19 protein-coding genes and 1 tRNA gene are annotated in these 26,666 nt (G+C 59.7%); 5 read left to right on the top strand and 15 right to left on the bottom strand.

Annotated elements, in window-relative coordinates; translation table 11 throughout:
• Positions 1 to 2 precede the first annotated feature (2 nt).
• Both ABJ076_RS04185 and ABJ076_RS04190 read right to left on the bottom strand, forming a co-directional pair.
• Positions 3 to 1,847 (bottom strand): methyltransferase domain-containing protein, encoded by a 1,845-nt coding sequence (locus ABJ076_RS04185; protein WP_348190511.1) that lies wholly within the window; start codon positions 1,845 to 1,847, stop codon positions 3 to 5.
• Between the two features lie 3 nt (positions 1,848 to 1,850).
• A complete protein-coding gene (locus tag ABJ076_RS04190; protein ID WP_348190509.1) occupies positions 1,851 to 3,056 on the bottom strand; it encodes a putative 2OG-Fe(II) oxygenase in 1,206 nt (401 codons plus the stop codon).
• Between the two features lie 169 nt (positions 3,057 to 3,225).
• Here ABJ076_RS04190 and ABJ076_RS04195 point away from each other — a divergent pair.
• Positions 3,226 to 3,301: transfer RNA gene (locus tag ABJ076_RS04195), tRNA-Phe, on the top strand.
• 495 nt (positions 3,302 to 3,796) lie between these two features.
• Positions 3,797 to 4,342 carry a PAS domain-containing protein gene (locus tag ABJ076_RS04200; RefSeq protein WP_348190507.1) on the top strand — a complete coding sequence of 182 codons (546 nt, stop codon included), beginning with the start codon at positions 3,797 to 3,799 and terminating at the stop codon, positions 4,340 to 4,342.
• A gap of 73 nt (positions 4,343 to 4,415) precedes the next feature.
• Here ABJ076_RS04200 and trxA read toward each other — a convergent pair whose 3' ends face one another.
• The 9 genes from trxA to ABJ076_RS04245 form a co-directional block, all read right to left on the bottom strand.
• Positions 4,416 to 4,736 carry a thioredoxin gene (gene trxA, locus ABJ076_RS04205; RefSeq protein WP_348190504.1) on the bottom strand — a complete coding sequence of 107 codons (321 nt, stop codon included), beginning with the start codon at positions 4,734 to 4,736 and terminating at the stop codon, positions 4,416 to 4,418.
• Positions 4,737 to 4,872: 136 nt separating this feature from the next.
• A complete protein-coding gene (gene addA, locus ABJ076_RS04210) occupies positions 4,873 to 8,394 on the bottom strand; it encodes a double-strand break repair helicase AddA (protein WP_348190503.1) in 3,522 nt (1,173 codons plus the stop codon).
• Between the two features lie 3 nt (positions 8,395 to 8,397).
• Positions 8,398 to 11,391: a double-strand break repair protein AddB gene (addB, locus tag ABJ076_RS04215; protein WP_348190500.1), complete on the bottom strand. Its 2,994-nt coding sequence runs from the start codon at positions 11,389 to 11,391 to the stop codon at positions 8,398 to 8,400.
• 23 nt (positions 11,392 to 11,414) lie between these two features.
• The gene (locus ABJ076_RS04220) at positions 11,415 to 12,179 is read right to left on the bottom strand and encodes a nucleotidyltransferase family protein (RefSeq protein ID WP_348190497.1); all 765 of its coding nucleotides are present in this window, start codon (positions 12,177 to 12,179) and stop codon (positions 11,415 to 11,417) included.
• 16 nt (positions 12,180 to 12,195) lie between these two features.
• Positions 12,196 to 13,233, bottom strand: coding sequence for a phosphotransferase (locus ABJ076_RS04225; RefSeq protein ID WP_348190555.1), 1,038 nt, complete (start codon positions 13,231 to 13,233; stop codon positions 12,196 to 12,198).
• On the bottom strand, positions 13,230 to 13,763 hold the full coding sequence (gene tsaE / locus ABJ076_RS04230; RefSeq protein WP_348190494.1) for a tRNA (adenosine(37)-N6)-threonylcarbamoyltransferase complex ATPase subunit type 1 TsaE: 534 nt from the start codon (positions 13,761 to 13,763) through the stop codon (positions 13,230 to 13,232). Before tsaE ends, ABJ076_RS04225 begins: the two co-directional genes overlap by 4 nt.
• Positions 13,760 to 16,252, bottom strand: a complete 2,493-nt coding sequence (locus tag ABJ076_RS04235; protein WP_348190491.1) for a PAS-domain containing protein — start codon at positions 16,250 to 16,252, stop codon at positions 13,760 to 13,762. Before ABJ076_RS04235 ends, tsaE begins: the two co-directional genes overlap by 4 nt.
• 53 nt (positions 16,253 to 16,305) lie before the next feature.
• Positions 16,306 to 16,986, bottom strand: coding sequence for a hypothetical protein (locus ABJ076_RS04240; protein ID WP_348190488.1), 681 nt, complete (start codon positions 16,984 to 16,986; stop codon positions 16,306 to 16,308).
• A gap of 22 nt (positions 16,987 to 17,008) precedes the next feature.
• On the bottom strand, positions 17,009 to 18,436 hold the full coding sequence (locus tag ABJ076_RS04245; RefSeq protein WP_348190486.1) for a pyridoxal-dependent decarboxylase: 1,428 nt from the start codon (positions 18,434 to 18,436) through the stop codon (positions 17,009 to 17,011).
• A gap of 291 nt (positions 18,437 to 18,727) precedes the next feature.
• Between ABJ076_RS04245 and ABJ076_RS04250 the strand changes: the two genes are divergently transcribed.
• Entirely contained in the window at positions 18,728 to 19,201 is a 474-nt protein-coding gene (locus ABJ076_RS04250) for a PAS domain-containing protein (protein ID WP_348190483.1), read from the top strand.
• Here ABJ076_RS04250 and queG read toward each other — a convergent pair.
• Genes queG through ABJ076_RS04270 form a run of 4 tightly spaced genes read right to left on the bottom strand, consistent with a single transcriptional unit; the run spans position 19,196 to position 23,101 of the window.
• Entirely contained in the window at positions 19,196 to 20,329 is a 1,134-nt protein-coding gene (gene queG, locus ABJ076_RS04255; RefSeq protein ID WP_348190480.1) for a tRNA epoxyqueuosine(34) reductase QueG, read from the bottom strand. The two genes, ABJ076_RS04250 and queG, sit on opposite strands and share 6 nt — an antisense overlap.
• Positions 20,330 to 20,351: 22 nt before the next feature.
• A complete protein-coding gene (tgt, locus tag ABJ076_RS04260; RefSeq protein ID WP_348190477.1) occupies positions 20,352 to 21,476 on the bottom strand; it encodes a tRNA guanosine(34) transglycosylase Tgt in 1,125 nt (374 codons plus the stop codon).
• Positions 21,473 to 22,516 (bottom strand): tRNA preQ1(34) S-adenosylmethionine ribosyltransferase-isomerase QueA, encoded by a 1,044-nt coding sequence (gene queA, locus ABJ076_RS04265; RefSeq protein ID WP_348190474.1) that lies wholly within the window; start codon positions 22,514 to 22,516, stop codon positions 21,473 to 21,475. Before queA ends, tgt begins: the two co-directional genes overlap by 4 nt.
• Positions 22,517 to 22,525: 9 nt before the next feature.
• Positions 22,526 to 23,101 carry a queuosine precursor transporter gene (locus ABJ076_RS04270; RefSeq protein ID WP_348190471.1) on the bottom strand — a complete coding sequence of 192 codons (576 nt, stop codon included), beginning with the start codon at positions 23,099 to 23,101 and terminating at the stop codon, positions 22,526 to 22,528.
• Positions 23,102 to 23,147: 46 nt separating this feature from the next.
• Here ABJ076_RS04270 and ABJ076_RS04275 point away from each other — a divergent pair, with 46 nt between their 5' ends.
• Both ABJ076_RS04275 and ABJ076_RS04280 read left to right on the top strand, forming a co-directional pair.
• Complete coding sequence (locus ABJ076_RS04275) at positions 23,148 to 23,270, top strand: hypothetical protein (protein ID WP_348190468.1); 123 nt, start codon at positions 23,148 to 23,150, stop codon at positions 23,268 to 23,270.
• Between the two features lie 137 nt (positions 23,271 to 23,407).
• A complete protein-coding gene (locus ABJ076_RS04280) occupies positions 23,408 to 26,593 on the top strand; it encodes a transporter substrate-binding domain-containing protein (RefSeq protein WP_348190465.1) in 3,186 nt (1,061 codons plus the stop codon).
• Positions 26,594 to 26,666 lie beyond the last annotated feature (73 nt).

Genomic DNA, 26,666 nt, shown 5'->3' on the forward strand with positions numbered 1-26,666 from the left:
CGTCAGGCCTGACACCAGAACTGATACATCGCCAGGAAACTGTCCGGGCGTTCCCGCTCAAGCATATCCCAGTTGGCCGGGTTCGTTGCCGCCGGATCGTTAGGAAACCGCTTCCGGTACAGCGCCTTAAGTGCGGCCGTCGGTGTTTCCACTCCGACCATTTTCAGATCCAGCTCCGCAACTGCCGCGCCGATTTCCGGCCAGGCATAGCGCACTTCACGCCGGTGAAAGAGCAGGTCCCGGCAGCCGCTCAGAGAGTAGAAATCGCCGGTCTGCCAGACAATGGCAGCCGGGTCGTCTTCCCCGAGTTTCAGAATATCGTTCCGTCGGCGACGGATCTCCGCCGAGATCTCAGTTTCGTCTTCAGCCTCGATCTCTGCCTGCAATCCGGCGAAGCGGGCACGGGCGATGTCACTGTAAAGCGCGACCCGCATAAGGCCATCCGGCTTCAGCAAACCACGTAGGGCTTTCCAGCCCGCCATCGGGTCCGCCATATGATGCAGCACGCCGGAGCACTCGATCACATCGAAGCGCTCCTCGATGACGTCTAGCCGCAGAATATCGGCCTGGGCGAAGCGGATGTTCGTGCGCTCCAGTTCCTCGGCCATGCGCGCCGCATAGCCAAGCGACCGGCGGCTGAGATCGATAGCCGTGACCTCGACGCCCTCATACCGAGCGGATGTCTGGATCGCATGCCTGCCAGTGCCGCAACCGGCAACCAGCAGCCTTGGACGGATGGTATCTATGCCGTCAAACCGCATGGCCGGAAAGCGCTCACGAAGATGAACATCCAGCGGTTTCCGCCGGATATGCCCGTCGACAGTGCGCCACCGCGGATAAGGATGGGTCTCGTACTGATCGCGGACCCTCTCAGAAATCGTATCCTCGCCCATCGGGGTCAGCGCAGGCAACGTGGCCGCCAGCGGCTTTTCCGCATCCGGCTCCGTAATCGCACGCTCAAGAACGAGCATTGTCATGCCGTCCTTGGCACTATCTCGCAGGGCTTTGATCGCCGCTGGAACGTTTGCAAGATCTCGGTAGAAGGCAATCAACAGAGCTTCTTCTAGACTGAGCGCATCCTGTGAGAGCAACGCGTCTACCGCCGACGTTTCATCCGCCGCTTCCATCCAGGCATGTTCAGCTGTCATCGCCTGCAACGCCAGGGCGGCGAGCTTTTCGGCTTTAACGGAGCCTCGTCCTTCAAGCAACAGGCGCCGTCTCTCAGCCGTCATCCAGGCCTCAAGTCTCGGGTCGGGTAGCGTGGTCCAGACGAGCAACTGGCCCAGCAACGGGTCATCCGGTAACGGCGGCGGAGATTCGCCACCGCCACGCAGCCAGCGCCAGGCCATGTCAGCTCCCCTGGCATATGTCCGGTTGGCAATCACCAGCGAAAGCGCTGCGGGGGCCAACCGCTGAAGGTCGATATCCCGACGCGCGAACAGGCCGGACATCACGGCCTTCATTTTCGCATCCGGACTTTGGAACCGGAGACCAGCGAGCACATCCAGCATGTCTGCCAGATACCCTGCATCGGGCGCGCGTCCGTGAGCACTCTCGAAATGCCGTACCGCTCCGCTACCGTCACCGAGCGCCCCCAGGACCCGCGCGAGATTACCCTCAGCAACGGCATAGTCCGGTGCAAGCTTGAGAGCCCGGCGATAGGCCTGCGCCGCCTCTTTCAGACGGCCAGCGGCCTTCAGCGCGACCCCGAGATTGTTCTGTAACTCCGGCTGACGTGGGTTGGCGCGTGCGATCTCGGCGAAGATTTCAGCGGCCTCTCCGGCACGCCCCTGCCGCATCAAAGCGGATGCCTCGCGGAGCCGTATCATCGGATCGGTGACCGTCATGTTTCAATCATCGACATGCAGGTCGAAGGCAATGCTGATCCGCTCTCCACCGCCCCGGAACGGAACGGTGCTGTGCCAGACATAGGAGGGGAAGACGACAGCCATGCCGAGTTCCGGGCAGATCGCGTCGAGCGGACGCGTGCCGCGATGGGGAATGCCATAGCCTGGCCGATTGAACTCAAGCCATCCCGCCCGCTCCTCATCGTCAGGGCTGACCGTCTCAGGAATCGCTGCGTAGTAGGTTCCACTGAGCCAGCCCGCATTGTGGATATGAGCGCTCTGATGCCCCTCATCTCCAAGAATATTGGCCCAAATATTAACGGCATATCGCTCGGGAATGCGTGCGAAGAACGGATGAGACGGATCCTTAGTCAAGCCGGCGATATATGTGTCGAGGCCCTCCGACAACATACGCTCGAACGCGGTTATGGCAGGTCCCTTATGATCAAAAAGCTGCGATACGAAGGCTCCCCCACGGATCGCCCTCCGCAAAGGGTCGAGTTCGCCAGAGATATTCGGATGATTTCGGATTTCTTCCGACAGTGCCGCGTTAAATTCTTCATGGTCCGCATAGCCTGCCGGTACGGAAAAGCGAAGCGGCCGGGTTGCGCTGCCTTGAGCGATCAATCGGTCGACCTCATCATAATGCCCGAGTTCCTCAAGCGCTACAGACCGGTAAGCCGTCGCGCGAACATGCGTAGGCTGTCGCTGCAGTACCCGGTCCGTCGCCACCAAGGCGCCCCTCACATCTCCTTCAATCAGTAATGCCTGGGCCAGATTATTCGCCGCCGCGACATTCCCGGGCTGCCCGATCAGGGCCCGGGCATAGGCGCGGGCCGCGGCATCTATTTCCTTATCAAGCTGCAACTGATTTCCGATGCCGACAAACGGGCCGGTATTGGCCGGACCAGTCATCAGGGAACGGCGCCAGGCCGCCCTTGCAGCCTCCGGCTGCTGCTGGGCATCCAGAACGTCCCCACGTGCATTCCACGCCTGCATGAAGTCCGGCGCGCTGCGGATCGCCGTTGATGTCAGCCTGTCGGCATCTTCAAGCTCTCCCCGTTTCAGGTGAATGCGCGCCCGTAACGTGGCCGCGGGCGGATTACCCGGATCCACTTGCAGAATCCGGTCGTAGATATCCGCCGCCGCCTGATCCCGGCCGCCATTCTGATGTGAAATCGCGAGCGATAAAGCCTCGGACAATTGCATTGATACGCCACTCCCTGGCAAGCTGACCCTTGGATAACGCCGATGCGCCGCGTCATCAAGCGGGCCAGGAAAAAAAGCGTTTATTGGGCGCTGGACAGCCTGGAGGATATCTTCTATACACCTGCCTCTCGTCGGTTCTGCGGCGCTTGCGCAGCGGCATTGACAGTGTGCCCAGGTAGCTCAGTTGGTAGAGCAGCGGATTGAAAATCCGCGTGTCGGTGGTTCGAATCCGCCCCTGGGCACCACTTCCCCCCCTTATCCATAATCGAAGCATTCTTTCAGCTTTGGCGCTGTGTAACGTGGCTTCTCTTACGATTTCACGGATGGCGGGGAATCGCAAAGCGATATCCGTAGAAAATTTGTGGATCTTCGCTGCCGCCCGACTAGGCAATTCCCGTCTGATCGATACCCTCAAGATCTGACCATGATGTCTCAGCTTATAAGAATTTTCGCTTAAACTGCGAACCAGACATATTATTTGGCGTCAAAATACTCATAAAACCCAACCGCCGCTGAATACTTTATTGTGCCGCAATTAATTTAAGGTCTCCCTCAAGTTTATCAGTATAGTTTGAAATCATCGCCATCTCCTCATTATTGATAATTCAGGTTTAATTTTAGAAAACACAGAGACATTAATATTTATCGTTATTCTACTATTTTTAACTTGTCGAACCGCACCCTTCACTTCATCGTCCCCACAAAATCTGAGTATTCGTTTTACTTTTTTTGGCGATTTTATGCCGAACGATGAACGACATTACGCCAGTACTGTGGCGGACGCGTCTCTCCTGTCTCATCCGGAGCATCGAACGCTGTTCGATCATTGGGCAGAGAGTCGGGGCGACAAGGTAGTGCCTCTACGAAGCAGTTTCGATCCGCTCGCCTTTCATCGCTCAATGCCACGTATGGCGATCATTGAGCGGAGTGGGACGGAGGATGCTCCGATCTTCCGCTATCGCCTTGCCGGGACAGAAATTGTCAGGCGGGCAGGGCGTGATCCGACCGGTAAGAGTTTCGCGGAGCTTTATGACGGGAACTATCTCGAAACGGCAAACCGGACTTACCGTGAGATCGTGGAGAACGGACAAGCGCACTTTTCCCAGCGCGTTTATCCTATCGGCAACGATGGCAGCAGTCTGCGCTATGATCGTTTGATTCTGCCCTACAGCTCCGACGGCTCGTTGATCGATCAATTCGTGCTCCTGATCGTGGTGATCGAACAGAACACCCCGAAGAAACAGAGCGGCAGCTTCTCCATGTTCGGTGGGCTAAGAAACACCTAATCGTGCGTTTTCCACATAAAAAAACAGGCGCCTCAATAGCGCCCGTTTCCTTAACCCGGTCTGTTGATTTTCCTCAGAGCGCTTCGTCGACCCACTGCTGAAGCTGTGCCTTAGGCATCGCACCCATCTTGGTCGCGGCGACCTGGCCGTCCTTGAACAGGATCAGGGTAGGGATGCCCCGGACACCGTATTGCTGCGGGATCTGAGGATTTTCATCGATATTGATCTTGGCGACGGTAACCCGATCACCCATCGACTGCGCCATTTCCTCGAGTGCCGGAGCGATGGCTTTGCAGGGGCCGCACCATTCGGCCCAGAAATCGACCAGAACCGGTTTGTCGGAATTCAGAACGCTGTCGGAAAAGCTGGAGTCGGTGACATTAACCGTCGACATGGGGCAATCCTCGTTTGACTCATCTCACATGCCGGGTTCGCGCCCTCGCATGGACAGTGAATCTAGGAAGCCGGACCACCCGCGTCAAGGCAGCGGGTGTCGCGTTCAAATTTCCGGAATGAAATCAAAGGTCGCCTCATCCAACGACAGAGCCCGGACCATATCCATCGAGCAAATCACCCGGCAAATCGGTCAAAAACGGCCCATCTGTCCAGAGCAAAAGACACCGCACCTCAAGGTCTTCGAACATCCGGGCAAGCAGCGCCCGATAGGCCGCCATCTGTTTCAGATATGTCACCGGCACATCCTCCAGCCGCTCCGGCGGCGGCCGGTTGGTCTTGAAATCCACCACCGTCACCCGGCCCTCCTCGACCAGCAGGCGGTCGATCTGGCCCGAGACGATCGTCACTTCGCCACCACCAGCTCCAACCTGCCCGACGATGGGCACTTCCGCGCGTGAGCCCGGCGCGAAAAGCCCGGCCCAGTCCGGATGCTCCAGGACTGTCATGATCTCGTCAACATAACGCTCGGCAAGCCCCGCAGCGAGGCCGTGAACCGGGCGCTGCAGGAATGCCAATCCTGCCCCCTTGCGCCTTTCGGCGGGAAGATCAGGCAGCACCTGAAGCAATCGATGCAACAACTGCCCGCGCTTGAACCGACCTTCATCGGCCGCAGAGAGCGGCGAGCGGGTGGCCGGTTCCTGCTCGCTCGGACGGGACGGCATTAGAGGACGCGGCGGTACCGGCTCCGGCGCAGGCTGTGCCAGCGCCCAGAGCGGTAACGAAGGATTCTCGGAGCCCCTTACAACCTCCGTAGCCTTTTCCTCCACAGCACGCCCCTGCGGCGTCTCATAGCGCAGCACCGGTAGGTCGGACCCGGCAGCTCCGGAAACGAGGGGATCTTGCACCGGCGTTGCCATCTCGCTCAGCGCGTTCCGGATCAGCTCGTACCAGTTACCCTCCGGCGCCCGCTGTTTTGTCGCCCAGCCGCCGACATAAAGCCGGTCCTCCGCCCGGGTCATGGCGACATAGAGCAGTCGGCGATATTCCTCGTTCCGCTTGCGCTCCGCCGTTTCCTTCGCCGCCGTGCTGGCGGGTGCGTCCTCCGGCTTGGCCGGCGCACAGAGAGGCACCGGCACGCCATCCTCCCTCGCGCCCCAGAGAATCTTTGCCGTGCCGCGCGGAAGCTGCAGTGTGTCCGGCATGAAAACGATAGGGGCCTGCAGGCCTTTCGAGCCATGCACGGTCATCACACGGACACGGCCGCCCTCACCGCCTTCCATATCGCGCTTGATATCGCTCTCGGACGCTTCCAGCCAATGAAGGAAGCCCTGCAGGGAGGCAACATGGCCGCGCTCATATTCCAGCGCCTGGGCCAGGAACTCGTCCAGGGGATCGGCGGCCTCTATGCCAAGCCGTTCGAGTATGCGGCGCCGACCACTCGGTTCGCCCTCAGCCAGAATGCCGGCGAAAAGTTCATATGGCGGGGTCGTGTCGGTTCGCGCCAGATAGGACGACAGCAGCCGGTCCGCCCGCGCGAAGGACGTGTTCTCCGGCGCCCGGCGGCGCAGCTCGCGCCAGAGCCGGTGCTCCTTGCGGCCATGGGCGAGATCGAACAACTCGTCCTCATTAAGCCCGATCAGCGGACTTTTCAGCACTGTCGCCAAGGTCAGATCGTCATCCGGCAACAGCAGGAAACGGCCAAGAGCAATCAGATCCATGACAGCGATCTGGTCGCTCAGCACCATGCGGTCGACACCGGCAACGTCGATATCGCGTTCCTTCAGGGCGCGCACCATTTCATGCACGAAGCTGCCCCGGCGGCGCACCAGAATCATGATATCGCCCGGACCGATCGGTCGTCCTTTCGAGGGCAGGATCTCGCCCCGGTCGATCCACTGCTGAATGCGTCCGGCAATCGCCCCGGCGAGACGGGAGGCCGGGTTATCGAGGCCGCGCTGGGTGACCGGCACGGCCCAGGCGCCTTCATCTTCGCTCTCCACCGGCTCGAACGGCGGCCAGAGCTCAACCAGGCTGGCATCGCCGCTGCGGGAAACGCCATGCCGGATCGACAGGAACTCGCCATCCGCATCGGCCTCCAGCACACCCTCGGCGGCCGGACGGCTGTTAAACAGGCGATCCACCAGCCCGAGTACGGCGGCGCCGGAGCGGAAAGACACTTCCAGATCGACCGAGGCCCAACTCTTGGAGGCCGTCTCCACCCGCGCCGCGAAATGCCTGCGCATGCGCAGGAAGCCTTCCGGGTCGGCGCGCTGGAAGCTGAAGATCGATTGTTTGACGTCACCCACCGCGAAGATGCTGCGCCCTGCCCCGCGCGCCTCCTCATAGGCGCCTTCACCAGAGAAGAATTCCTCAGTCAGGGCGCGGACCACATCCCATTGCTCCGGGTTAGTGTCCTGCGCTTCGTCGATCAGAATATGGTCGAGGCCTCCATCCAGTTTGAACAGCACCCAAGCAGCCACACCGGGACGGCGCAACAACGCGCAAACGGTCGCGACGAGATCCTCAAAATCCACCAGCGCCCCGCGCCGCTTTCCTCCTTCGTACTCCTTGAGAACGGCGGAAGCGATCCGCAGCACGGCAGCCGTTCGCTCCGCAAGTCCGATAGTGTTAAGCAGTTGGCATACAGCGATCAGGCGTTCCGCCTCCCGCGCCATGACGGTCTCGATATCGGCGAATGTCTCAACGGCTTTCTTTGTGGCCAGCCGCTTGCGCATATCGCCGTCACCGGTGAGGAAGACCGAGCCGTAACTCTCGAAGAGATCGATCCTGGTGTTGGGGTCCGCCGCGAGGAATGTCGCGAGACTATCCGCCCGGCCCACGTCCGTCTTGCTGCTGCCGGAAAGAGCCTCCATGGCGCGGCGCAGGCCGACGACATCGAACGCTGTGTCGGACACTGCGTTCCGCATCACGCTCTCCCGGCTTTCCCCCTCCGGCAGATCGAGATGGGCAAGCAAGGCAGGTGCTATCTGTCCTGGCCCGCCAATGCCTTCAAAGAAGCGGGCCAGCCGGGCGCGTTCCATCAGCAGCTCGGAGATCAGCCCGTCGAAGGTCTCTTCCGCAAAACGCCGATTGATCAGGCGGAGCGCCTCGCCGAGTGGACTTTCCGGCGCGGCGGACGCCGCATTCAGAACTCGATCTCGCGCATCGGACAGCCGTTCAGCGGCCGTCCTGTCATCCATAACCTGGAAATGCGGCGGCAGCCCGGCTTCCAGCGGGAAGCGCTTCAGAACGGCCTGACAAAAAGCGTGAATAGTCTGGATCTTCAGGCCACCCGGTGTGTCGAGGGTGCGGGCGAAGAGACGCCGGGCAAGGGCGATCTGGTCCTGCATCGGCTGCCGCCCGAGCAAGCGGTTGAGCTGGCCGGAGAGATCAGTCTCACCAATAACAGCCCATTCGGAAAGTTTCGCGGATATCCGGGCGGACATTTCAGCCGCCGCAGCCTTCGTGAAGGTCAGGCAGAGGATACGGCCCGGATCAGCGCCCGCCAGCAACAGGTTCAGCACCCGGTCCGTTAGCACCTTGGTCTTGCCGGTTCCGGCGGAGGCTGCGACCCAAACCGAGGCGGCAGGATCGGCGGCCCGGCGCTGTGCCCGGTCAGCCTCGGCGATCACCGCATTCGGATCATGCTCCGCCATTGCCTAGACCTCCCCCGCCGCGGACCATTCCTTGACCCGGGCCAGATGCTCATAGTCGGAATAACGCGGGGCATGTTCAGGCGCCGGGCGGGAACGATAGGGCGTCGCAGGATCATCGAAGGCGGCAACCAGTTGCAGCAAACCCTCTTCCGCCTCCTCAATCAGCTCTTCCAGCTTGCCCTTCAGTGGCTTGCGCTCGCCTGCTGGCTCACCCCCACTCAGCCGCCAATATTCCAGTGCGCCGATGGCGCCTGCAGGAATTTCCGAGAAGCCGTCCATGGCCAGCATCATCGCTTCCAGCGGAAGCTGCGGAGAGAGACCCGCCCGGACCTGCTTGTCCGTCGGCGGTGCGCCGGTCTTGTAATCGACGATGACGTAGCCGCCATCCGCCCGCCGTTCGATCCGGTCCGCCTTGCAGGTCAGCTCGACCAGCGCAAGAGGACCACGGATCATGATCTGCCCCTTGCGTTCGGTCCAGATCCGGGAAAGTTCAGCACGGCGCGGGGCGTCCATCGCAATAACCCATTCAGCGATCCGCTCGAAGCGCGGCCACCAGAAGGCATGCACCGAAGGGCGGAGCATGGCGGGGGCGAACTGTTCCCGGCCGATCTCCAGCAATCGTTCCAGGGCCTTTGGTGGAAGTTCTTCCGGGAACTCCCGGACAAACAGGTCCAGAGAATCATGGATCATCGTGCCGCGGTCCGCCGCACCCGGATCCTCGTCAATCTCGTCCAGACTCTTCAGGCCGAGAATGCGTTTGGCATAAATCGCGTAGGGATCGCGCACCCAGGTTTCGATCTCGGTGACGGAGAACTTCCGGGGCCGCACGTTGACCGGCGGACAGGGCGCGGGAGGACGAACCGGCTCCAATTTTTTCGGCGCATCCAATGCCTGCTGCCAATGCGGATAGATCGAGACCCGCCGCCCGATCTTGTCCTGCAAGCTCAAGGCCCGGAGAACCGTTTCCATACGCAGCCACCAGCGCGACGCGACGGTCGGCGCACCATCGACCCGCTCGGCCCGCGTCAACACCACTTCCGGCGCCGATGCCGCCATCTGGAAATCGTGCGCCGAAAGGCCGATACGACGTTCCGGCGACGGCAGACCGAACTCGGCCCGCATGGGACGGCTCATCCAGGGATCGGCGCCAGGATCCGGCGGCCAGGTGCCTTCGTTCAGGCCGCCAAGGATCATGAGATCGAATTGCTGCAATCTGCCTTCGAGCGGGCCAAGAATGGCGAGGCGCGGGTGCGTGCCATAACGCGGCCGGTGCACCCGGCCAACCATCAGGGCCTCCAGGAAAGCGCCATAGGACCGGCCCTCTATGGGCGGAAAATCACGGACCGCCTCGACCAGCTCGCCAAGAAAATTGGCCGCATCCTCGCCCGCCTCACCAGCCCAAAGCCTGCGATCGCCAGTTTCCTCCTCCGTTGCCGCAAGCGCTTCAGCAACGGCGTTATGAGCGGAGAGCAGATCGATCAGGGATACCGCATCACTGTCCAGCAGCTCCGAAAAATGCCTGACCGATGGCGCCAGCCGGTCAATCCAGCCAAGCGCATCCAGCTGTTCCTCTTCGGGGTATGAAGAGCGCACCGCATTCAGAAGGCCTTCGATCCCCGGTGCCGGGCGCGGGCCGCGCAAGACAGCGCGCTCTAATGTGCGGACGCGGCGACGGAAACGCGGCGTTTCCATGCCGCCTGCGGCAAGCGGATGTTTCAGGGCTGCGAGCAGCGGCACCGGCGCGCAGGCGCTTGCCGCCATTTCGGCAGTTGCCAGCCAGAAGGTCATTGGGCCGGTCGCAGCCAGTGGTTGCCCAGCGGAATCGTCCACCTCTATATCCCAGCGCCGAAGCGCCGACTTCACCCGGCGTGCGAGCACACGGTCTGGCGTCACCAGCGCAGCCGTCCGGGTCTCGTCCTCCAATGCCTCGCGCAGCATCAGGGCAATGGTTTCAGCTTCCTCGTGGTGGCCGGGACAGGCCAGCATGGAAAGACCATCGATGCCACCGGACAGAAGCTCCGCATGCTCTTCTGGCAGCCGCCGCCAGGCTTCTGTCGTTTCCGCCGGGCGCAAGGTTTCCTGAATCAATCGCCGGCGCGGAGAGCGCGCGGCACCGGCTCCCGATGTCGGCCATTCGCGCACATCAGACCGCTCGCGTCCAAGGCTTTTCAGGAGGTGAGCCAGACCATGCTGGGCATGGCCCGGGTCCTGCCCGATGGCGGCCCAGGTTATCTCATCCGCATCCCGGTCCAGCCCCGGCAGCACCACGGCACCGAGCGGCAATTCCAGAACCGCGCCCATAAGGCGTGCGGTGGCCGGAATGCTGCCGGTCGAGCCCGCGACGATGACAGGATCTCCCGGCGGCTGTTCGGCCCAGCGCGCCGATAGTCTGTCGACCAGTGCTGAATGCCTGAGCGGCGCTTCGACCGCCCCTTCCTCAGCCAGGAGAGCTGGCCAGAACTCGGTGGCAATTGAGAGAAATTCGAGGACTTCCTGCCAGTGCGATGCGTAACGCTCCTTCGCGAGATCCGCGAGGCCAGCATAGGGCACCTGCTCTGTATGGACCTGATCAAGGAAGCCCGCGAGTTCGCCTGCCAGCAGAGTCGCATGATCGACGCTAGCGGCCTGAATCGCGGTCCCGCTGTCCTTGCGTTCGAGGAAACGCTGAACCAGCTGCGTTAACAGAAGCTGACGGCGCAACCCCGGAATGGCGGGCGGCAGGTCTCCTGCGGCGGCGGCACCATCCAGCCCGCTGAACCCGGCTTCGTCATCGTCGATATCGCCGACCGGCCGGAGCGAGGGCAGCAGCATAGGGCGGCCATTGCCGAGACGGAGAAAGCTTTCGCGAAGGGTTCGGACCGCGCGGCGGGTCGGCACCAGGACGGACATCCGGGCAAGAACCATCGGTTCCTCACCGGCCTGCTGCCAGAGCCCCCGTGCAAGGGTGTCGGCGAAACCGTCTGTCGCCTCGATGGCGTAGAGCCCTCCGATGCCCATACCGTCTCCCCTATTCGCGGACCTCAGAAGAACGGCACGTCGGGCACATGGCCACGCGCATAAAACTCCCGAGCCGTCTCCAAGTCGTCGATTGTGCTGATATGATACCAGAGCCCGTCATGCAGGGCACCGAAGAGACGCTCCGCCTCCTGGGCCTTGTCATAAAGCCGGTTCAGGGAGAAAGCGCCGTCGGGCGCGCCTTCGAACAGGCGCGGATGCAGGATGGAGGCACCCATATACGTATAAGGCGCAATCCGCCTCTCTTCGCGGCGGGTCAAATCGCCCAGCGGGCCCATGGTAAAGTCCCCACGGGCGAGGGAGCCGGACACACGGGCGGAAGGATGCAACAACAGCAACGCGTCCATGGTTTTCTCATGCCAGGCCTCGGCCAGTCTCTCCAGCGTCGGCTTCATCGCATCGACCCAGAGGCTGTCGCCATTGATCACGAAGAACGGCGCTGATCCGAGCAGCGGCAGGGCATTCACAACACCCCCGCCGGTATCTAGCAGGCTATCCTCGTGGCTGATGACAATTTCCACATCCGTCCGGCCGTCAAGATGCGCCTCGATCTGCTCGCCGAGATGGAAAATATTCACCACCACGCGCTTCACCCCGACCGCGATCAGCCGCTCCAGGATGTGATCGATCAAAGCCTTGCCATCGACCTCGGTCAGCGGCTTCGGAGTCTTGTCCGTCAGCGGAGCCAGCCGCGTGCCTCTTCCGGCAGCCAGAACCATCGCGGTCTCAGGGATCGTCGTTTTTTTCGTCTTCAGTCGGGTAAGCAGCATGGCAGTCGGAATTTCCTCAGGCAGCGCATCCGCCCGGCGGCGGTGTCACGCGATGGGACTCGGGCACGTGTTTTTCGATCCATTCACGGACGGGCGCAAGAGCCTCGTCGGATAAATTCTCCAGTGTCAGCCTCCAGAGCCGCGGCATGTGCACCAGATAGCCGTGGTTGCCGTAAAGCGCCGTCTGACGTGCAAAGATTCCAAAAACCTTCAAATGACGCTGCGCTCCGAGCACACGGCACGAGGAAAGAAAAGCCTCCCTGTTCACGATCTCCGGCATGGACGCGAAATAACGCTCCGTTGCCGTTCTGATCACGGCTGGGGCAATGTCCCGGCGGGCATCCTGTAGCAATGAGATGAAGTCGTAACTGGCAGGCCCGATGACCGCATCCTGGAAATCCAGCAACCCGCAAGCCGCAATGCCGGTGCGGTCGCGAAGAACCATCATGTTGTCGATGTGGTAATCCCGCAGGACGATTACTTCCGGGCCATGGCGGGCGGCAGGCAAGCAGGCACGCCAAGCATCCAGAAAGGCCTCCCTGCTGGCATCATCGATCGGGAGGCCCACGCCGCGCCGGAGATACCAGTCAACGAACAACACTACTTCCTGCAGCAGCTTCTCGTCACTGTAAGCAGGCACCTTCCCGGCAACGCCGTCCAATCCGCGCTTTGCCAGATCCGTCAACAGGTCCGTCGCGAGATCGTAGAGAACACCTTCATCCTCGCCCGCAGCCAAAGCACGGGTATAGGTCATATCTCCCAGATCCTCGAGAAGCAGAAAGCCGTCCGACTCATCGGCAGCCAAAAGACGCGGGACGCTGTAACCGAAACCCGAGAGGATTTCTCCAACAGAAACGAATGGCCGCACGTTTTCCTTCTCGGGGGGAGCGTCCATGACAATCGCAGCACGGCCATCCGCGTGCTTCAGCCGGAAGTAGCGCCGGAAGGATGCGTCAGCCGCAAGCGGCGCTTCCCTGGCGCCATCCCAACCGGCCTGCTGCCAGAATGCGCGCCGCTTCACCTCTCGCGCATCCAGCGCATTCATGTCACTCATCTGGTCCACGCACTCTCCACTCCGGCTTCCTCGCAGGCAGCGGCGAAGACCGCGCGCCATTGGTCCGGAACCTGCGCCGTGACTTCGCGCGCTTCCGACCCCGCGCCTTTATCCGCTGCAAAGCCGAAAATCAATTCAATGGCACCTTTTGGTGCAAAAGGACCGAGACGGTCCGGCCATTCGACAAGACAGATCCCTTCCCCAAAAGCCTCATCCAATCCAAGCTCAAGAACTTCATCCGGATCGCCGAGCCGATACAGATCGGCATGCCAGATCTCCAGCTCGTCACCGCCCCGATAAAGTGGTCCATATTGCTGTACCAGCGTGAAAGTTGGACTGGGCACCTCTTCATCCGCCCCGATCAAGCGGCGGACGAACGCGCGGGCGAAGGTCGACTTTCCTGCACCGAGACCACCGGAAAGCAAAAAAACACAGCCTGGAGCCGCGAAGTCTGCACAGGCGTCGGCCAGACGCTCCGTTGCTGACTGCCCGTCCAGGGCCAGCCGCACCGACGTCGCACCTGATGTCATAAGATCAGCTCACCCACCGGTCTTGTCGTCGAATCCGGTGTGATCGCACGGCGTGGCAGGCGACACTGTATACACAAACCCGCCCCTTCGACCGGCTCCACCGACATGGCCCCGCCATGCAACTCAACAAGGCGCCGTACAAGCGGCAGTGCCAGATCCGGTCCCTGCGCCCGGCCACCCCGATCAGGCCCGGTAAAGGCTTCGAAAATCAGATTACGCATTTCGTCTGGCACACCGCTGCCGTCATCCATGACCGAAAACAGAATGTCATCGCCCTGCGTCCGTACGGAGAGATTGATGCGTTCCCCTTGCGCCGTGAACTGGAGTGCGCTGGACACAAGATTGAACAGGATTTGCCGCAGCCGCCGGTCATCCGCCTCGATCCCGGACACGGCTTCATCGACATTCACCTCGATCTCGACACCCTGGCTACGTGCTCTTTCCTCGATCAGTAATATCGCTGCATCAGCCACCTCGCGGACATCAAGCTCCTGCGGATCGAGTGTCAGATAACCGGCCTCGATGGAAGCGAGGTCAATGATATTCCCAATCAATGCCGAGAGGCGGCCTGACGATTCCAGAATCGCCTTCAGATATTCCCGCTGCTTGTCGCTAACGTCACCGACATAGCCGTCGTCAAGCATCTCAGCAAAACCAATGATCGCGTTCAGTGGCGTCCGCAGCTCATAAGACACATTGGCGATAAACTCACTCTTCAGCCGATCCGCTGTTTCCAGCGCCTCGTTCCGATCCTGCAATGCACGCTGCACATTCAGCGTGTCCGTCACATCCAGGAAATTGACCAGCGTCGCGCCATCCGGCAGCGGAACGAATGAGTATTCGAGGGCAGTGCCGTCCGGACGCTCGGTCCGGCCATGCTCTGATACCCGATCAGCAAACCGGGAGGCGAATTCCTGTTTGTAATCGTCCCAGTCACGCTCTTCCAGAGGCGGAAAGAGCGGACGCATCGCATCGAGAACGTCCGAGACATGGAGTGACTGGTCCCGGAATTCTGGATTGAGGTCCCACATGCTGAGAAAGATCGGATTGGACAAAGTCATGCGACCGTCCGCCCCGAACACGACAACACCTTCGGCAAGGTTGTCGATGGTCTCGCGCTGCACCTCGTTCAGCGTGTTGTAATTCCGCTCCAGTGCAAGCCGGTCGGTCACATCCTCGAATGTCAGGAACAATCCCCCGAATGGATGCGGCATCACCACCATGCGTAAGGTGCGGTCGTCCGGCAGGAAGAAAAAATCCTCCATCGGATCGATCAATCGCGTGAAGAGCCCATTCCAGTGATCCCGATAAGCCCGAAAATCGGATTGCTCCGGCAGCCGGCGCAACTCCCGCAACAATTCGAGAAACTCGGTAATGGTCGGGTCCGCGTCGAGTTGGGCCGGATCGACTTGCCAAAGTTCAGCAAAGGCGCTGTTGAAGAATTTCAGCCGTTTGTCCGGGCCGAAAACCGCGATCGCCGTGGACAGCCCTTCAAGTACGTCCTCATGCGCCGCTATATGCCGTGCGATCTCGGCCTGAGCCTCTTCCAGAGACGTAACATCATTGGCCCAGCCGACTGTCCCGCGTGCATCCGGGCTCGGAGCCTCGGTCACTTCAAAAAGCCGGCGCTCGCCATCGACGACAATAAAGCGGCTTTCCGAATAAGGTGCACCAAGCCGGCGGGCACGCCGTGACGTATCCCGCGCCGATTCCGAATCCAGATCAATGATATCCGCCGCGATGTTAGCAAAACGGATTTGAAGGTTTTCATCACGGCGCCAGAACGGAGTAGTCTGCAGGTTGATGGACGCCAGCAAATCCTCGTTCTGGCGCCTTCTGCTGCGTGCCTCCTCTTCTGCGGCCGCACGACTTTGCACTTCCTCAGAGATATCGACCAGCGCGAGAGCCGCCCGAGGGGAGGCGCCTGTGCCAACTTCTACCGGAATGCCCGAAACTCTGAGAACACGCGTTCCGTTACGGATCTCCGCAGCGAAGGAGAAAGATTTCCCCTCAGCCATCAGCGTGCGGACCGCGGACCCCAGCGTGACCGCCGAACCTTCAGCGAGATAGCCGGCGATATCATCGATAGTCTGAAGCCGTCCCGCGTCGGCGCGTAGCAACGTAGAGACGGACGGGCTGACATAACGCAGCACGGACTCATCATCAGATATGTTGTCCGTGATCAGTCCGATCACTCCGACATAAGGCGTCTGGAGCGCAGCATCACGTCCGTCCAGGGCAGCAGCAACGGCATCGCGTTCCGCGTACAAGGCTTTGAAACGGCCACGGCACAAGAACTGAACCACGCCCAATGCTATGATAGAGGCAAACGCAAATGAGAGAAGCACCGCGACAAACGGGTTTGAAGAAATGCCGAGCGAGAGGCTGTTCATAGCCTCTGCAGGGTCCGCATATGCGACCGGAATGAAAGCGGTCAGACAAAAGACCGTCATGGACAAGGCGCAACAGCGGATCGCAAAATTTTTCATGCGCTTCAGACTACCCGCCCGGCAAACACCGCTCAAGGAAAGACGTTCCGTGCTTATCGGTTGTTTCCAAAAAGAAAACCGTAAATCGTCTGATCCAGACTGGCTACAGCGACTCCGGCTTCTTCCAGAGCCTCCGCCAGCCCGGCATTTGCGTCCCGCACCGCATCCTCCGTGGCACCATCCAGTAAAACGACCCATTCCGGCGTTTGCCCTGGCGGCACGGGTTTACCCTGAGCAACCAAACCAACGTTACTGACATCGATATTGTTCTCGGCAAGGCAGCCGCCAAGCATATTGAGGCGCTTGCCCAACTCCGGCATCACAGATGTCTCGAGACTTTCGCGCAGCCTGTCGCGGACGCCTTGTTCCGGAAACAATCGGGTCACGCCAAGCCAGCCGGAAAACCCATGGGTCTGATCAACGGTCACATCGACTGTCAGCCGGTCAAACTTGGTGAAGCCCGCCATCACCTTCTGGCTCCACTCGCTCTGTACCGCGAGCCGGGCCATATAATCCGGATCCGCCAGATCCTGAACCGTGCCGGTCTCGTAGCTGGCGAAGTATTTCACCCGGGCATCGGTATCCGCAGCGACATAGCGCCGGGCGCGGTGGAAGCCAGGCATCCACACACGCTCATCGATATGTTCGCGATTGTACCACTCGTTGAATTCGTTTTCGTCTTCCGGCGTGACCTCGGTGAAGGTCATCAGCATACCGGTACCGTACAAACTCATAACTACTCCTGGCTCCTGTTGTTCAGAGTCCTGTTTGCAGACTGCGTGCGATCTCGGTGATGACGTCCCAGCCTTTGCGAACATGACGCTGCTCAGTGTTGGTCTGCCCGATGGAAAAGCGGATAGCCACCAGGCCCCGGACCTTGTTCTGGGTCAGATAGATACGCCCATCATCATTGATCCGCTCCAGCAGGGCTGCGTTGAGGCGATCAAGCACCTCCGGCTCGTCAACACCGACCGGGTGATAGCGGAAATTGATCAACGCCAAAGAACGTGGCGCGACCATCTCGAAATCTGATTCGGCCTCGACCCATCCCTCAAGCTCCGCAGCGAGATCGATATGCTTACGGATGATCCGGCGCAGACCTTCACTGCCGTAGTATCGGATCACCATCCAGAGCTTCAGAGCCCGAAATCGCCGGCCCAGCGGAACGCTCCAGTCCCGGTAATCGATCACCGCGCCCTGCTCCCGGCTTTTCAGGAACTCAGGCAGGATCGAAAGCGTGCGGATCAGCGCATCGGGATCGCGCACGAAATGGGCCGAGCAATCGAAATTCGTCAGCATCCATTTATGCGGATTGAAGACAATGCTATCGGCATATTCGATACCGTCCAGCATCCAACGCTGCTCCGGCAGCAGCCACGCCGTCCCGGCCCAGGCAGCATCAACATGCAGGAAAATACCGTACCGCTCGCAAATCTCGCCGATAGGCCGGAGTGGATCAACGGCACCGACACCTGTGGCGCCGATGGACGCGACCACGCAAGCCGGAACGCACCCGGCTGCTATATCCGCCTTGACCCACTCTTCCAGCACCTCCGGGCGCAAGGCGAAGTTCTCGTCAACGTCGACAAGCCGGAGGTTTTCCCGGCCGAGACCGATGATCTTAACATTCTTCTCGGTGGCGGAATGGGTCTGATTGGAAGTGTAGACGGTCAACACCGGCTGATTGCCCAGCCCCTGCTCGTTCACCTTCCATCCCGTTATCTTTTCCCGCGCGGTCAGTAGGGCGCAAAGGATAGCACCGGAGGCGGAGTCCTGAATGACCCCGTTGAGCCCGGCCGGCAATCCCGTCATCTGCCGGAGCCAGTCCAGCACCCTTGTTTCCATTTCGGTCGCCGCCGGGCTTGTCTGCCACAGCATACATTGCGCCCCGAGCGTCGCCGTCAACATTTCCGCCAACACAGAAGGTGGCGAACTGTTGGCGGGAAAATAGGCAAAGAAACTGGGATGCTGCCAGTGGGTAATGCCCGGCATAACATCCGTTTTGAAATCCTCGAAAATTAGCGCCATCGGCTCACCAGCTTCAGGCGGTTTTTCCGGCAATTTTGAAGCGATCTCGCCTGGCGCTGTCTGCGCGCGCACCGGATATTCCTCGACCGTTTCCATGTAGTCGGCCATCCAGTCGACAAGGTCGTGCGCGTGACGGCGGAACTCTTCGGGCGACATGAGGCATCCAGGAACAAAGATCAGGGCCGGAAAGACTAAACCGATGCGCTATCTGGCGCCAGTAATGCTCCTCCGCATAGCCTTGCCCCCCGACAAGACCTGGGGCGCGATTTATTCGAAAAGTTAATCGAATTTTAAGAAAACCACCCCATACAAAGAATAGATATTTCCGATTATGCCAGCTGCCCGCACCCCAGTTACCGGCACCAAGGTAGCGCCTGCCGATCAGTTCCCGACCGGCCTGAGGCATCAATCAAGGTTTCAGAATGGAGCCGGAAGAGTGTTTGCCGCATGATCATGGGTCACTATCGAGCAGATCATAGATACCGAAACGACCACAAGCAGGGCTACAACGGTGCAGAGGGCCTGCTCGCCTTCTGGCATGCCAGTTGTGGAGGGAGCGGCATTCCGGACCGGACTGCTTTCGACCCTCAAGCCCTCCATAAATGGCTGGGCTTCATCAGCGTCTACAAATATGTCGAGGAACTCGACGATTTCGTGAATGCGCTTGAGGGCACACTGATCTCGCAAATCACCGGACAGGATTGGACCGGGAAGCTCGCTTCCGATGTCGACAACGAGTTCGGCTCAACATTTCACGATGAATTGTGCGGCGTGCGCAGATCAAGAAGCCCCTTGATGGATCATGTGCAGATCTATCAGAAGGATTATAAATCGGCGACCAGAGTACTGATGCCTATCGCGGACAAGGGCAGCCAGGAAGTGGATCAGATCTTCCTCGGATTATTTCCGGACTGGTCATGACGAGTTGCTGAAACCACTGACCCGCTTCAGCCATTCTTTGCGGACCGCCCGGTCATCCTCAGCGTCAATCCGCCCTTTTGCCAAAACGATGAATTTCTCCTCCGGCAGCAACCGCCCGAGTGCCCAGACCGCCATCGCCCGCACAATCGGTGATGGGTCCAGCAACAGAGCCTCAATCATAGGCGCAAGACAGTCATCTCCACTATTCCCGCAAGCGATCAGCACGTTGCGTAGAAACCGGTCCCGGCCGATCCGCTTGACCGGCGACCCCCGGAAACGCTCCCTAAAATCGGCATCGTCGATACCAAGAAATTCGGCCAGCGGCGGCAGAGTGAGATCATCCCGCGCGGCGAAAGCAGCTTCGGCAGATTGTTCGGCGAACTTGTTCCATGGGCAGACGGAAAGGCAATCGTCGCAGCCATAGATCCGGTTGCCCATGGGCGCTCGAAATTCCTCCGCTATATGGCCTTTATGCTCAATGGTCAGATAGGAAATGCAGCGTCTGGCATCGAGGGCATAGGGGCGCGGAAAAGCGTTGGTCGGGCAAATATCGAGGCAGCGCGTGCAGCGCCCGCAATGATCTATCTCCGGCGCGTCCGGAGTCAGCTCCATGTCGGTGAAGACTTCGCCGAGGAAAACCCAGGAGCCGTGCTCGCGGGAAACCATGTTCGTGTGCTTGCCCTGCCAGCCGAGACCGGCCTGTGCCGCAAGCGGTTTTTCCAGCACCGGCGCCGTATCGACGAACACCTTCACCTGACAGCCGAACTCGGCGACCATCCAGCGGGCCAGCCGCTTCAGGCGTTTCTTGATCAGGTCATGGTAATCCTTGTTCCGGGCATAGACGGAGATGTTAGCCCGGCCTGTCGCATCGAGATTGGCCATCGGGTCGTGATCAGGGCCATAATTCTGCGTCAGGACGACGACGGAACGCGCGTCCTCCCAGATACCCTTCGGGGCAATCCGGCGCTCCATATGGGCTTCCATCCAGCCCATGTCTCCATGCTCGCCATTGTCGACGAATTCACGCAGCCGTTCCTGCTCCCGCGTACCGATAACGGCGGCGGTGATACCGGCAGCGGTAAATCCGATCTCCGCTGCTTCCTGCCTGATCCGTTGTTCCGACTGCATATGCCCTTTCCGTCCGACGGCCTCAGAGGGGCTCGATATCACCCTCCGCCTGCTGAGCCCTGAAGGCCGCAGCATACTCCGACAGAGTGCCGGTCTCGATCGCACCACGCAATCCGGCCATCACTTCCTGGAAATAAGAGAGGTTATGCCAGGTCAGCAGCATCAGACCGAGCACCTCGCCGGTTCTGAAGAGATGATGCAGATAGGCGCGGCTGTAGCTGCTGCAACACGGGCAGGAGCAACCCGGGTCGAGCGGGCGCGGGTCGTCTGCATGGCGGGCATTGCGGATATTCACCGTGCCGCGCCGGGTAAAGGCCTGCCCCGTGCGCCCGCACCGGGTCGGCAGCACGCAATCGAACATGTCGATACCGCGCTCAACCGCGCCGACCAGATCGTCGGGCTTGCCGACGCCCATCAGATAGCGCGGCTTTTCCACCACCATGGACGGCGTGGTGAAATCGAGGGTGGAGAACATCATCTCCTGCCCCTCGCCCACCGCCAGACCGCCAACCGCATACCCGTCGAAACCGACCTTGGTCAGCGCCTCGATGGATTCATGACGCAGATCCTCGAACACACTGCCTTGCACGATACCGAACAGGCCGTAACCGTCCCGGTCGACAAAGGCATCGCGGGAGCGCTGCGCCCAGCGCATGGAAAGCCGCATGGACTCGGCGGCTTCCTTCTTCTCCACCGGGTAAGGCGTGCATTCGTCGAAACACATGGTGATGTTGGAATCGAGCTGGTGCTGGATCCTGATCGAGCTTTCCGGGGTCAACTCGTGGGAGCTGCCGTCGACGTGGCTCTGGAAAGTCACGCCCTGTTCGGTGATCTTCCGCAGCTTGGAGAGAGACATCACCTGGAAGCCACCGGAATCCGTCAGGATCGGGCCATCCCAGTTCATGAACTTGTGCAATCCGCCCAGCTTTTCCACCCGTTCGGCGCCGGGGCGCAGCATAAGGTGGTAGGTATTACCGAGCAGGATCTCCGCCCCGGTTGCCTTCACCGATTCCGGCATCATGCATTTCACCGTCGCCGCCGTGCCGACCGGCATGAAGGCCGGCGTCTCGATGCTGCCATGCGCCGTTGTCAGGCGGCCACGCCGGGCGGCGCCGTCGGTGGTGATGAGTTCGTAGCCAAGGGTCATGTCACGTTATCCGAACGTTCGAGCAGGCAGGCATCACCATAAGAGAAGAAACGATAGCCTTCCCGCTTGGCATGTTCATAGGCCGCGAGCATGCGTTCGCGCCCGACCAGAGCCGAGACCAGCATCAGCAGGGTCGATTTCGGCAGGTGAAAGTTTGTCAGCAGCATATCGACTGCCTTGAAGCGATAGCCTGGCGTGATGAACAGCCCGGTCTCTCCGGAAAAAGCCGGCACGGTTCCGTCATCAAGTGCCGCGCTTTCCAGAAGGCGCAGGCTGGTGGTGCCGACTGCAACCACCCGGCCACCCGCAGCGCGCGCCCGGGTGATTTTCTCCGCCACCTCCTCGCTGATCTCCCCCCACTCGAGGTGCATCTTGTGGTCGTCCGTATCCTCGGCCTTCACCGGCATGAAGGTGCCAGCACCGACATGCAGGGTGAGCTCGGCACGCTCAACGCCCGCCGCGTCGATCTGGGACAGCAGCCGATCCGTGAAATGTAGCCCGGCGGTCGGCGCCGCGACAGCACCGTCACGAGCAGCGAACATGGTCTGGTAAGAGGTCTCGTCATCGACAGCCTCTTCCTCGCCGCGCTTTATATATGGCGGCAAGGGCATGCGGCCGACGCGTTTCAGAGTCTCGATCAGGGCGGCGCCGGTTTCCGGGAAACCCAGAATGACCTCACCGCCATCGCGCTTCTCGCGGACTTCCGCTTCGAGTTCGCCCTCGAAGAGGATGACGTCACCGACCCTGCAACGCTTTGCCGGGCGCACGAAAGCTGCCCAGGACCCGTCGGCTTCCGCCTTGTGCAGCGTCGCTTCGATCTTACCCTCGCCCCTGCGGCCAGTCAGACGCGCCGGGATCACACGGGTGTTGTTATAGACGAGAATATCGCCCGCACGCAGCAGCCCGGGGAAATCCGAGATGGCGCGATCCACGAGCCCGCCGCTGGTAAGATCGAGAAGCCGCGCACTGTCTCGCGGCTCCGCAGGTTCCGTGGCTATAAAGTGCTGAGGCAGTTCGTAGTCGAACAGATCGACGTGCATGCAGAAACCTTATTGAGCGCTGTCGGCAGCGGCTTCACCCGGCGTAAACCTCTGCGGCAAAAACGCGATGAAGGCACGGAACGGGACCAGCAGGACCGCAGCCATGGCTAGCTTCGCGCCGTAATCGCCTATCGCCCACGTCACCCACGGCAGTCCGCTCGCATAGAAGGCGAGAGAGAAGAATAGCGCCGTATCAAGAGCGGAGGACAGCAAAGAGGAGACCACCGGTGCTTTCCACCAGCTTTGACGGCGCAACCGGTCGAAGACCCAGATGTCGAGCAGTTGCGCTGTCAGGAAAGCGGTGCCGGATGCAAGCGCAATCCGCTGATCGGCGAACCAGAGAGACAGCACAACGCCGGTCGCGAAGCCGGCATAGACCACCTTACGTGCGAAAGCCGGTCCGAAGATGCGGTTCATAAGATCTGTCACGAGGAATGCGATCGGATAGATCAGAGCCCCCCATGTCAGCCAGGCATTGATAGGATAGTTGACCGCAATGTTCGAGACGAGCACGACAACGCCCATTGCGCTCATACCCGCTAAAAGCCCGGTACGGCTGAAAGCGGCCGTTTCATTATTACTCATGGGAACAGTCCTTTTCTGTTATGCCGATGCGGGAAGCCTCACCGGCATGTCATTTACTGCCGGTGTGGGAAGCCTCACCGGCAAAACAGTGCGGCAGCTCATAGGTCTTTCGGCACGTTATGTCGATGCGAAAATGCAATCTCCCCATGATATTGCGGCGGCAACCTGAGAAGGAAAATCGAGAGAAGTGTATGCAACTTCTCAAAATTTTCGGGATCGGATACAGTTTCGGATATCTTCAGAGGGTGCGCTATTGTCTCTCGCAATTTGAATACAGTGCTCCACAGCAGTGAGGCGACAGACAGAATGAGGCAGAAAGCCCGGATATTCTTCTTCGTTAGATCCGCCGTCTCAACGGCACTGGCCATGGCATCGCTGATCGCGATCCACTCAGGAGCCATCGCTGACACAGTGGAGCCCAATCGGCTAGGGCTAAGTCCCGAGGAGCGGGCCTGGATCGTTAAAAACCCTACGCTATCCGTTGCATTTGACCCTTTCTATGCCCCGTACAGCTCTCTCGGCAACAGAGGCGAATATACCGGGCTGGCGCCTGAAATCTTCACCAAGATAGCGGAGCTAACCGGACTCCGTTTCACCGCAGCCCCGATCCATGACTGGCAAAGCCTGATGGATAAGGCTCGTGCGCGGAAAGTCGATGTCGTTGCAACCATTGTTGACACTGAGACCCGCCGCCAGTTCTTGTCGTTTACCGAGCCATATCTGCCGACACCTCTGGTGATGATGGCCAGAATTGGCGATTACGGGATCCTTGGACCGAAGAGTCTCGCGGGCAAAACCGTTGCTTTGGTTAGGGGCTACTCAACCACGGACAAAATCTTGTCGGAGCATCCCGACATCATTCCCCATTTCGTCGCCTCACCTTTGGAAGCCCTCAAAGACGTCTCGGTCGGACAGGCAGACGCTTATGTCGGCGTTGTCGGCGTCAACACCTACCTGACACGTCATCATGGCCTCGCAAATCTCCGCATTTCTTCGGAATACGAATTCAACAACGTTGCGCAGAGCATTGGCGTCCGGCCCGACTTTCCGCTGCTAACCTCCATTATCCAGAAGGCGCTCAAAGCTATCGGCCCGATCGAACAAACCGAAGCATATCAAAAGTGGGTCCCCATTCTGAAGGCCGTGGTGGACGAAAGAAGTAATTCACCGTTTGAACTGACGGTGGCCCAGCAGGATTGGCTGGACACAACTGGGCCAATCCGGATCGGCATCAACGCCTCCTGGGCCCCCATGGATTTCGTCGATGCAGATGGTAAACCGCGCGGCATTGGTGCAGGGTTCCTGCGTGCTATGGACCGCCGCCTGGATGGCATTATTGAGATCGTTCCAGGCCCCTGGCCTGAGATTTACGCTGCCGCGAAAGCCGGGGACCTTGACGGCATTGCTGACATCTCCCCAACGCCCGCTCGGCAAGAAATCTTCGCCTTCACTGAACCTTACATCGAGGTGCCGCATGTCATCTTTGCACTAGCGGATGCTCCACTTCTGACATCCCTGAACTCGCTTCGGGGCAAACATGTCGGCGTAGAAAAAGGCTTCTTCCTCGGCGACTTGATCGAAAAACGCTTCTCGAGTTCGACCGTTAGCCGCTTCGCCACTACAGGAGATGCGCTGACCGCGGTCTCGAAAGGTGAGATCGATGCGTATGTCGGCAACAGGGCGGTCTCGAAATACGCAATCCATACCCTCCTCATCAACAACCTGAAAGAACACGGGACCGTCGAGGAAACATCTTCGATCAACGCTTTTGGCTTCCACAAAAGCAATATTGTTTTGCGTGATATCGTGCAGAAAGCGCTCGACAATATAACTGTGCGCGAAAAGCGATCGATATTCGGTGCGTGGGTCCCGCAAGGACGTGATCAGAAACCGTTCACTTTGACGCCCGAAGAACGGGATTGGCTGGCCCGGCATCAGACAATCCGGGTTGCCGGCGACCGAAGCTATGCGCCAGTCGAGTTCATTGGCAGCAACGGGACCTTCCAAGGTCTTTCACCAGATTTTTTAGCGAAGCTTTCCGAATTGCTCGGCATCTCGTTCGTCTATGACACAAAATCGAGCTGGAACGACGCGTTGAGCAGATTTGAGAGCCGAGACCTCGATATCGCCTCCGCCGTAGCAACCACGGCGACGCGGCGCCAGTTCGCGGAATTTACAGAGCCTTATCTGCGTTTACCGCTAATGATTTTCGGCCGCCGAGGCGGATTTTTCGCCGGAGATCTTGACGATCTTGCAGGTCGGCCCGTCGCGGTGGTCAAGGGATACGCCGCAACGGAATATCTCCTGACAGAATATCCCGATCTGTCTTTCGTTTCAGTAGATACGGTAGAAAAGGGAACAGAGTTGCTGCTTGCCGGCCATGTCGATGCCTATATCGGAAGCATTCTCACGACAAGCCATGCCATCCGCGAAGACGGTTTCAACGCACTCATGGTAACTGGCAAGACACCTTTCACCGTAAATCTGTCCATTGCAGTCCGAAAAGACTGGCCCGTTTTTGCCAAAATTATGCGCCGTGCAGTGAACCACCTGTCGGCGACTGAGCGCACAGAGGTGATCAACAAATGGATCGGGCTGCGGATAAAGGAGCCAACGGATTATCGCTTCAGACTGCAATTGAGCCTGATTGCAATGCTCATTGCTGCCCTCGCTGCCGCATGGATTTGGCATCTCTGGCGTCGCACACACTTTCAAGCCAAGAAGCTGGAAGAACAAAACGAAGCTCTCGCTAATGAGTCACGGTCGCGGCTTGAAGCCCAGCAAAATGCTGAGCGTGCGAATATGGAGAAAGACCACCTGCTCGCCAATGTCTCACACGAACTCCGAACCCCACTCAACGCCGTGGTCGGTTACACAGAGCTGCTTGAAAGCAAGATTGAGGTCAAACTGTCCCGAGACAAGGTCGTCGAGTATCTCGACGCAATCAAAACCGCCAGCGGCCAGCTGCACGCAATCGTCCGCGACCTTTTGGAACTCACAGATAGTAACTCCCCCATCGCGCTTTCGGATGAGCCCGTTCCCCTCGAGGAATTGATCTCGACCGTCAGATGTCTTCTGCCAGAACAAACGAACATCGTTTGGCCACCCCCCTTGTCTCTTGCCATTACCGCAGACGTTCACAAACTTTCTCAGGTTCTCGTGAACCTCTTGAACAACGCCATCAAGTTTTCTCCTCCGGAGTCGGAAATCACGCTTTCGGCACGGCGTCTAAACAGCGGCGATCTCGAACTCATCGTCAAAGATGCCGGGATCGGAATTGATCCGGCAATCATCGATGACGTGACATTGCCGTTCGTTCGCGGAGACGATCCCTTTATTCGGGATTCTCAGGGATCGGGGCTTGGCCTCTCCATCAGCAAGACGTTCGTCGAGGCACATGGCGGCGACATCACGCTGGAAAGCACCCTCGGGAAAGGGACGGCGGCAATCGTCAGGCTGCCGGATTCGAGAATCGTTGAGATTGCCGCCTGAAAGGTTCAACGCAAGAGCGCCCAGCTATAACGGACGACAGCGTCCAGGCTTTCCAGATGCACATCGAATCTCC

It is taken from the genome of Nisaea sp. (assembly GCF_039990255.1).
Classification (GTDB): Bacteria; Pseudomonadota; Alphaproteobacteria; order Thalassobaculales; family Thalassobaculaceae; genus Nisaea.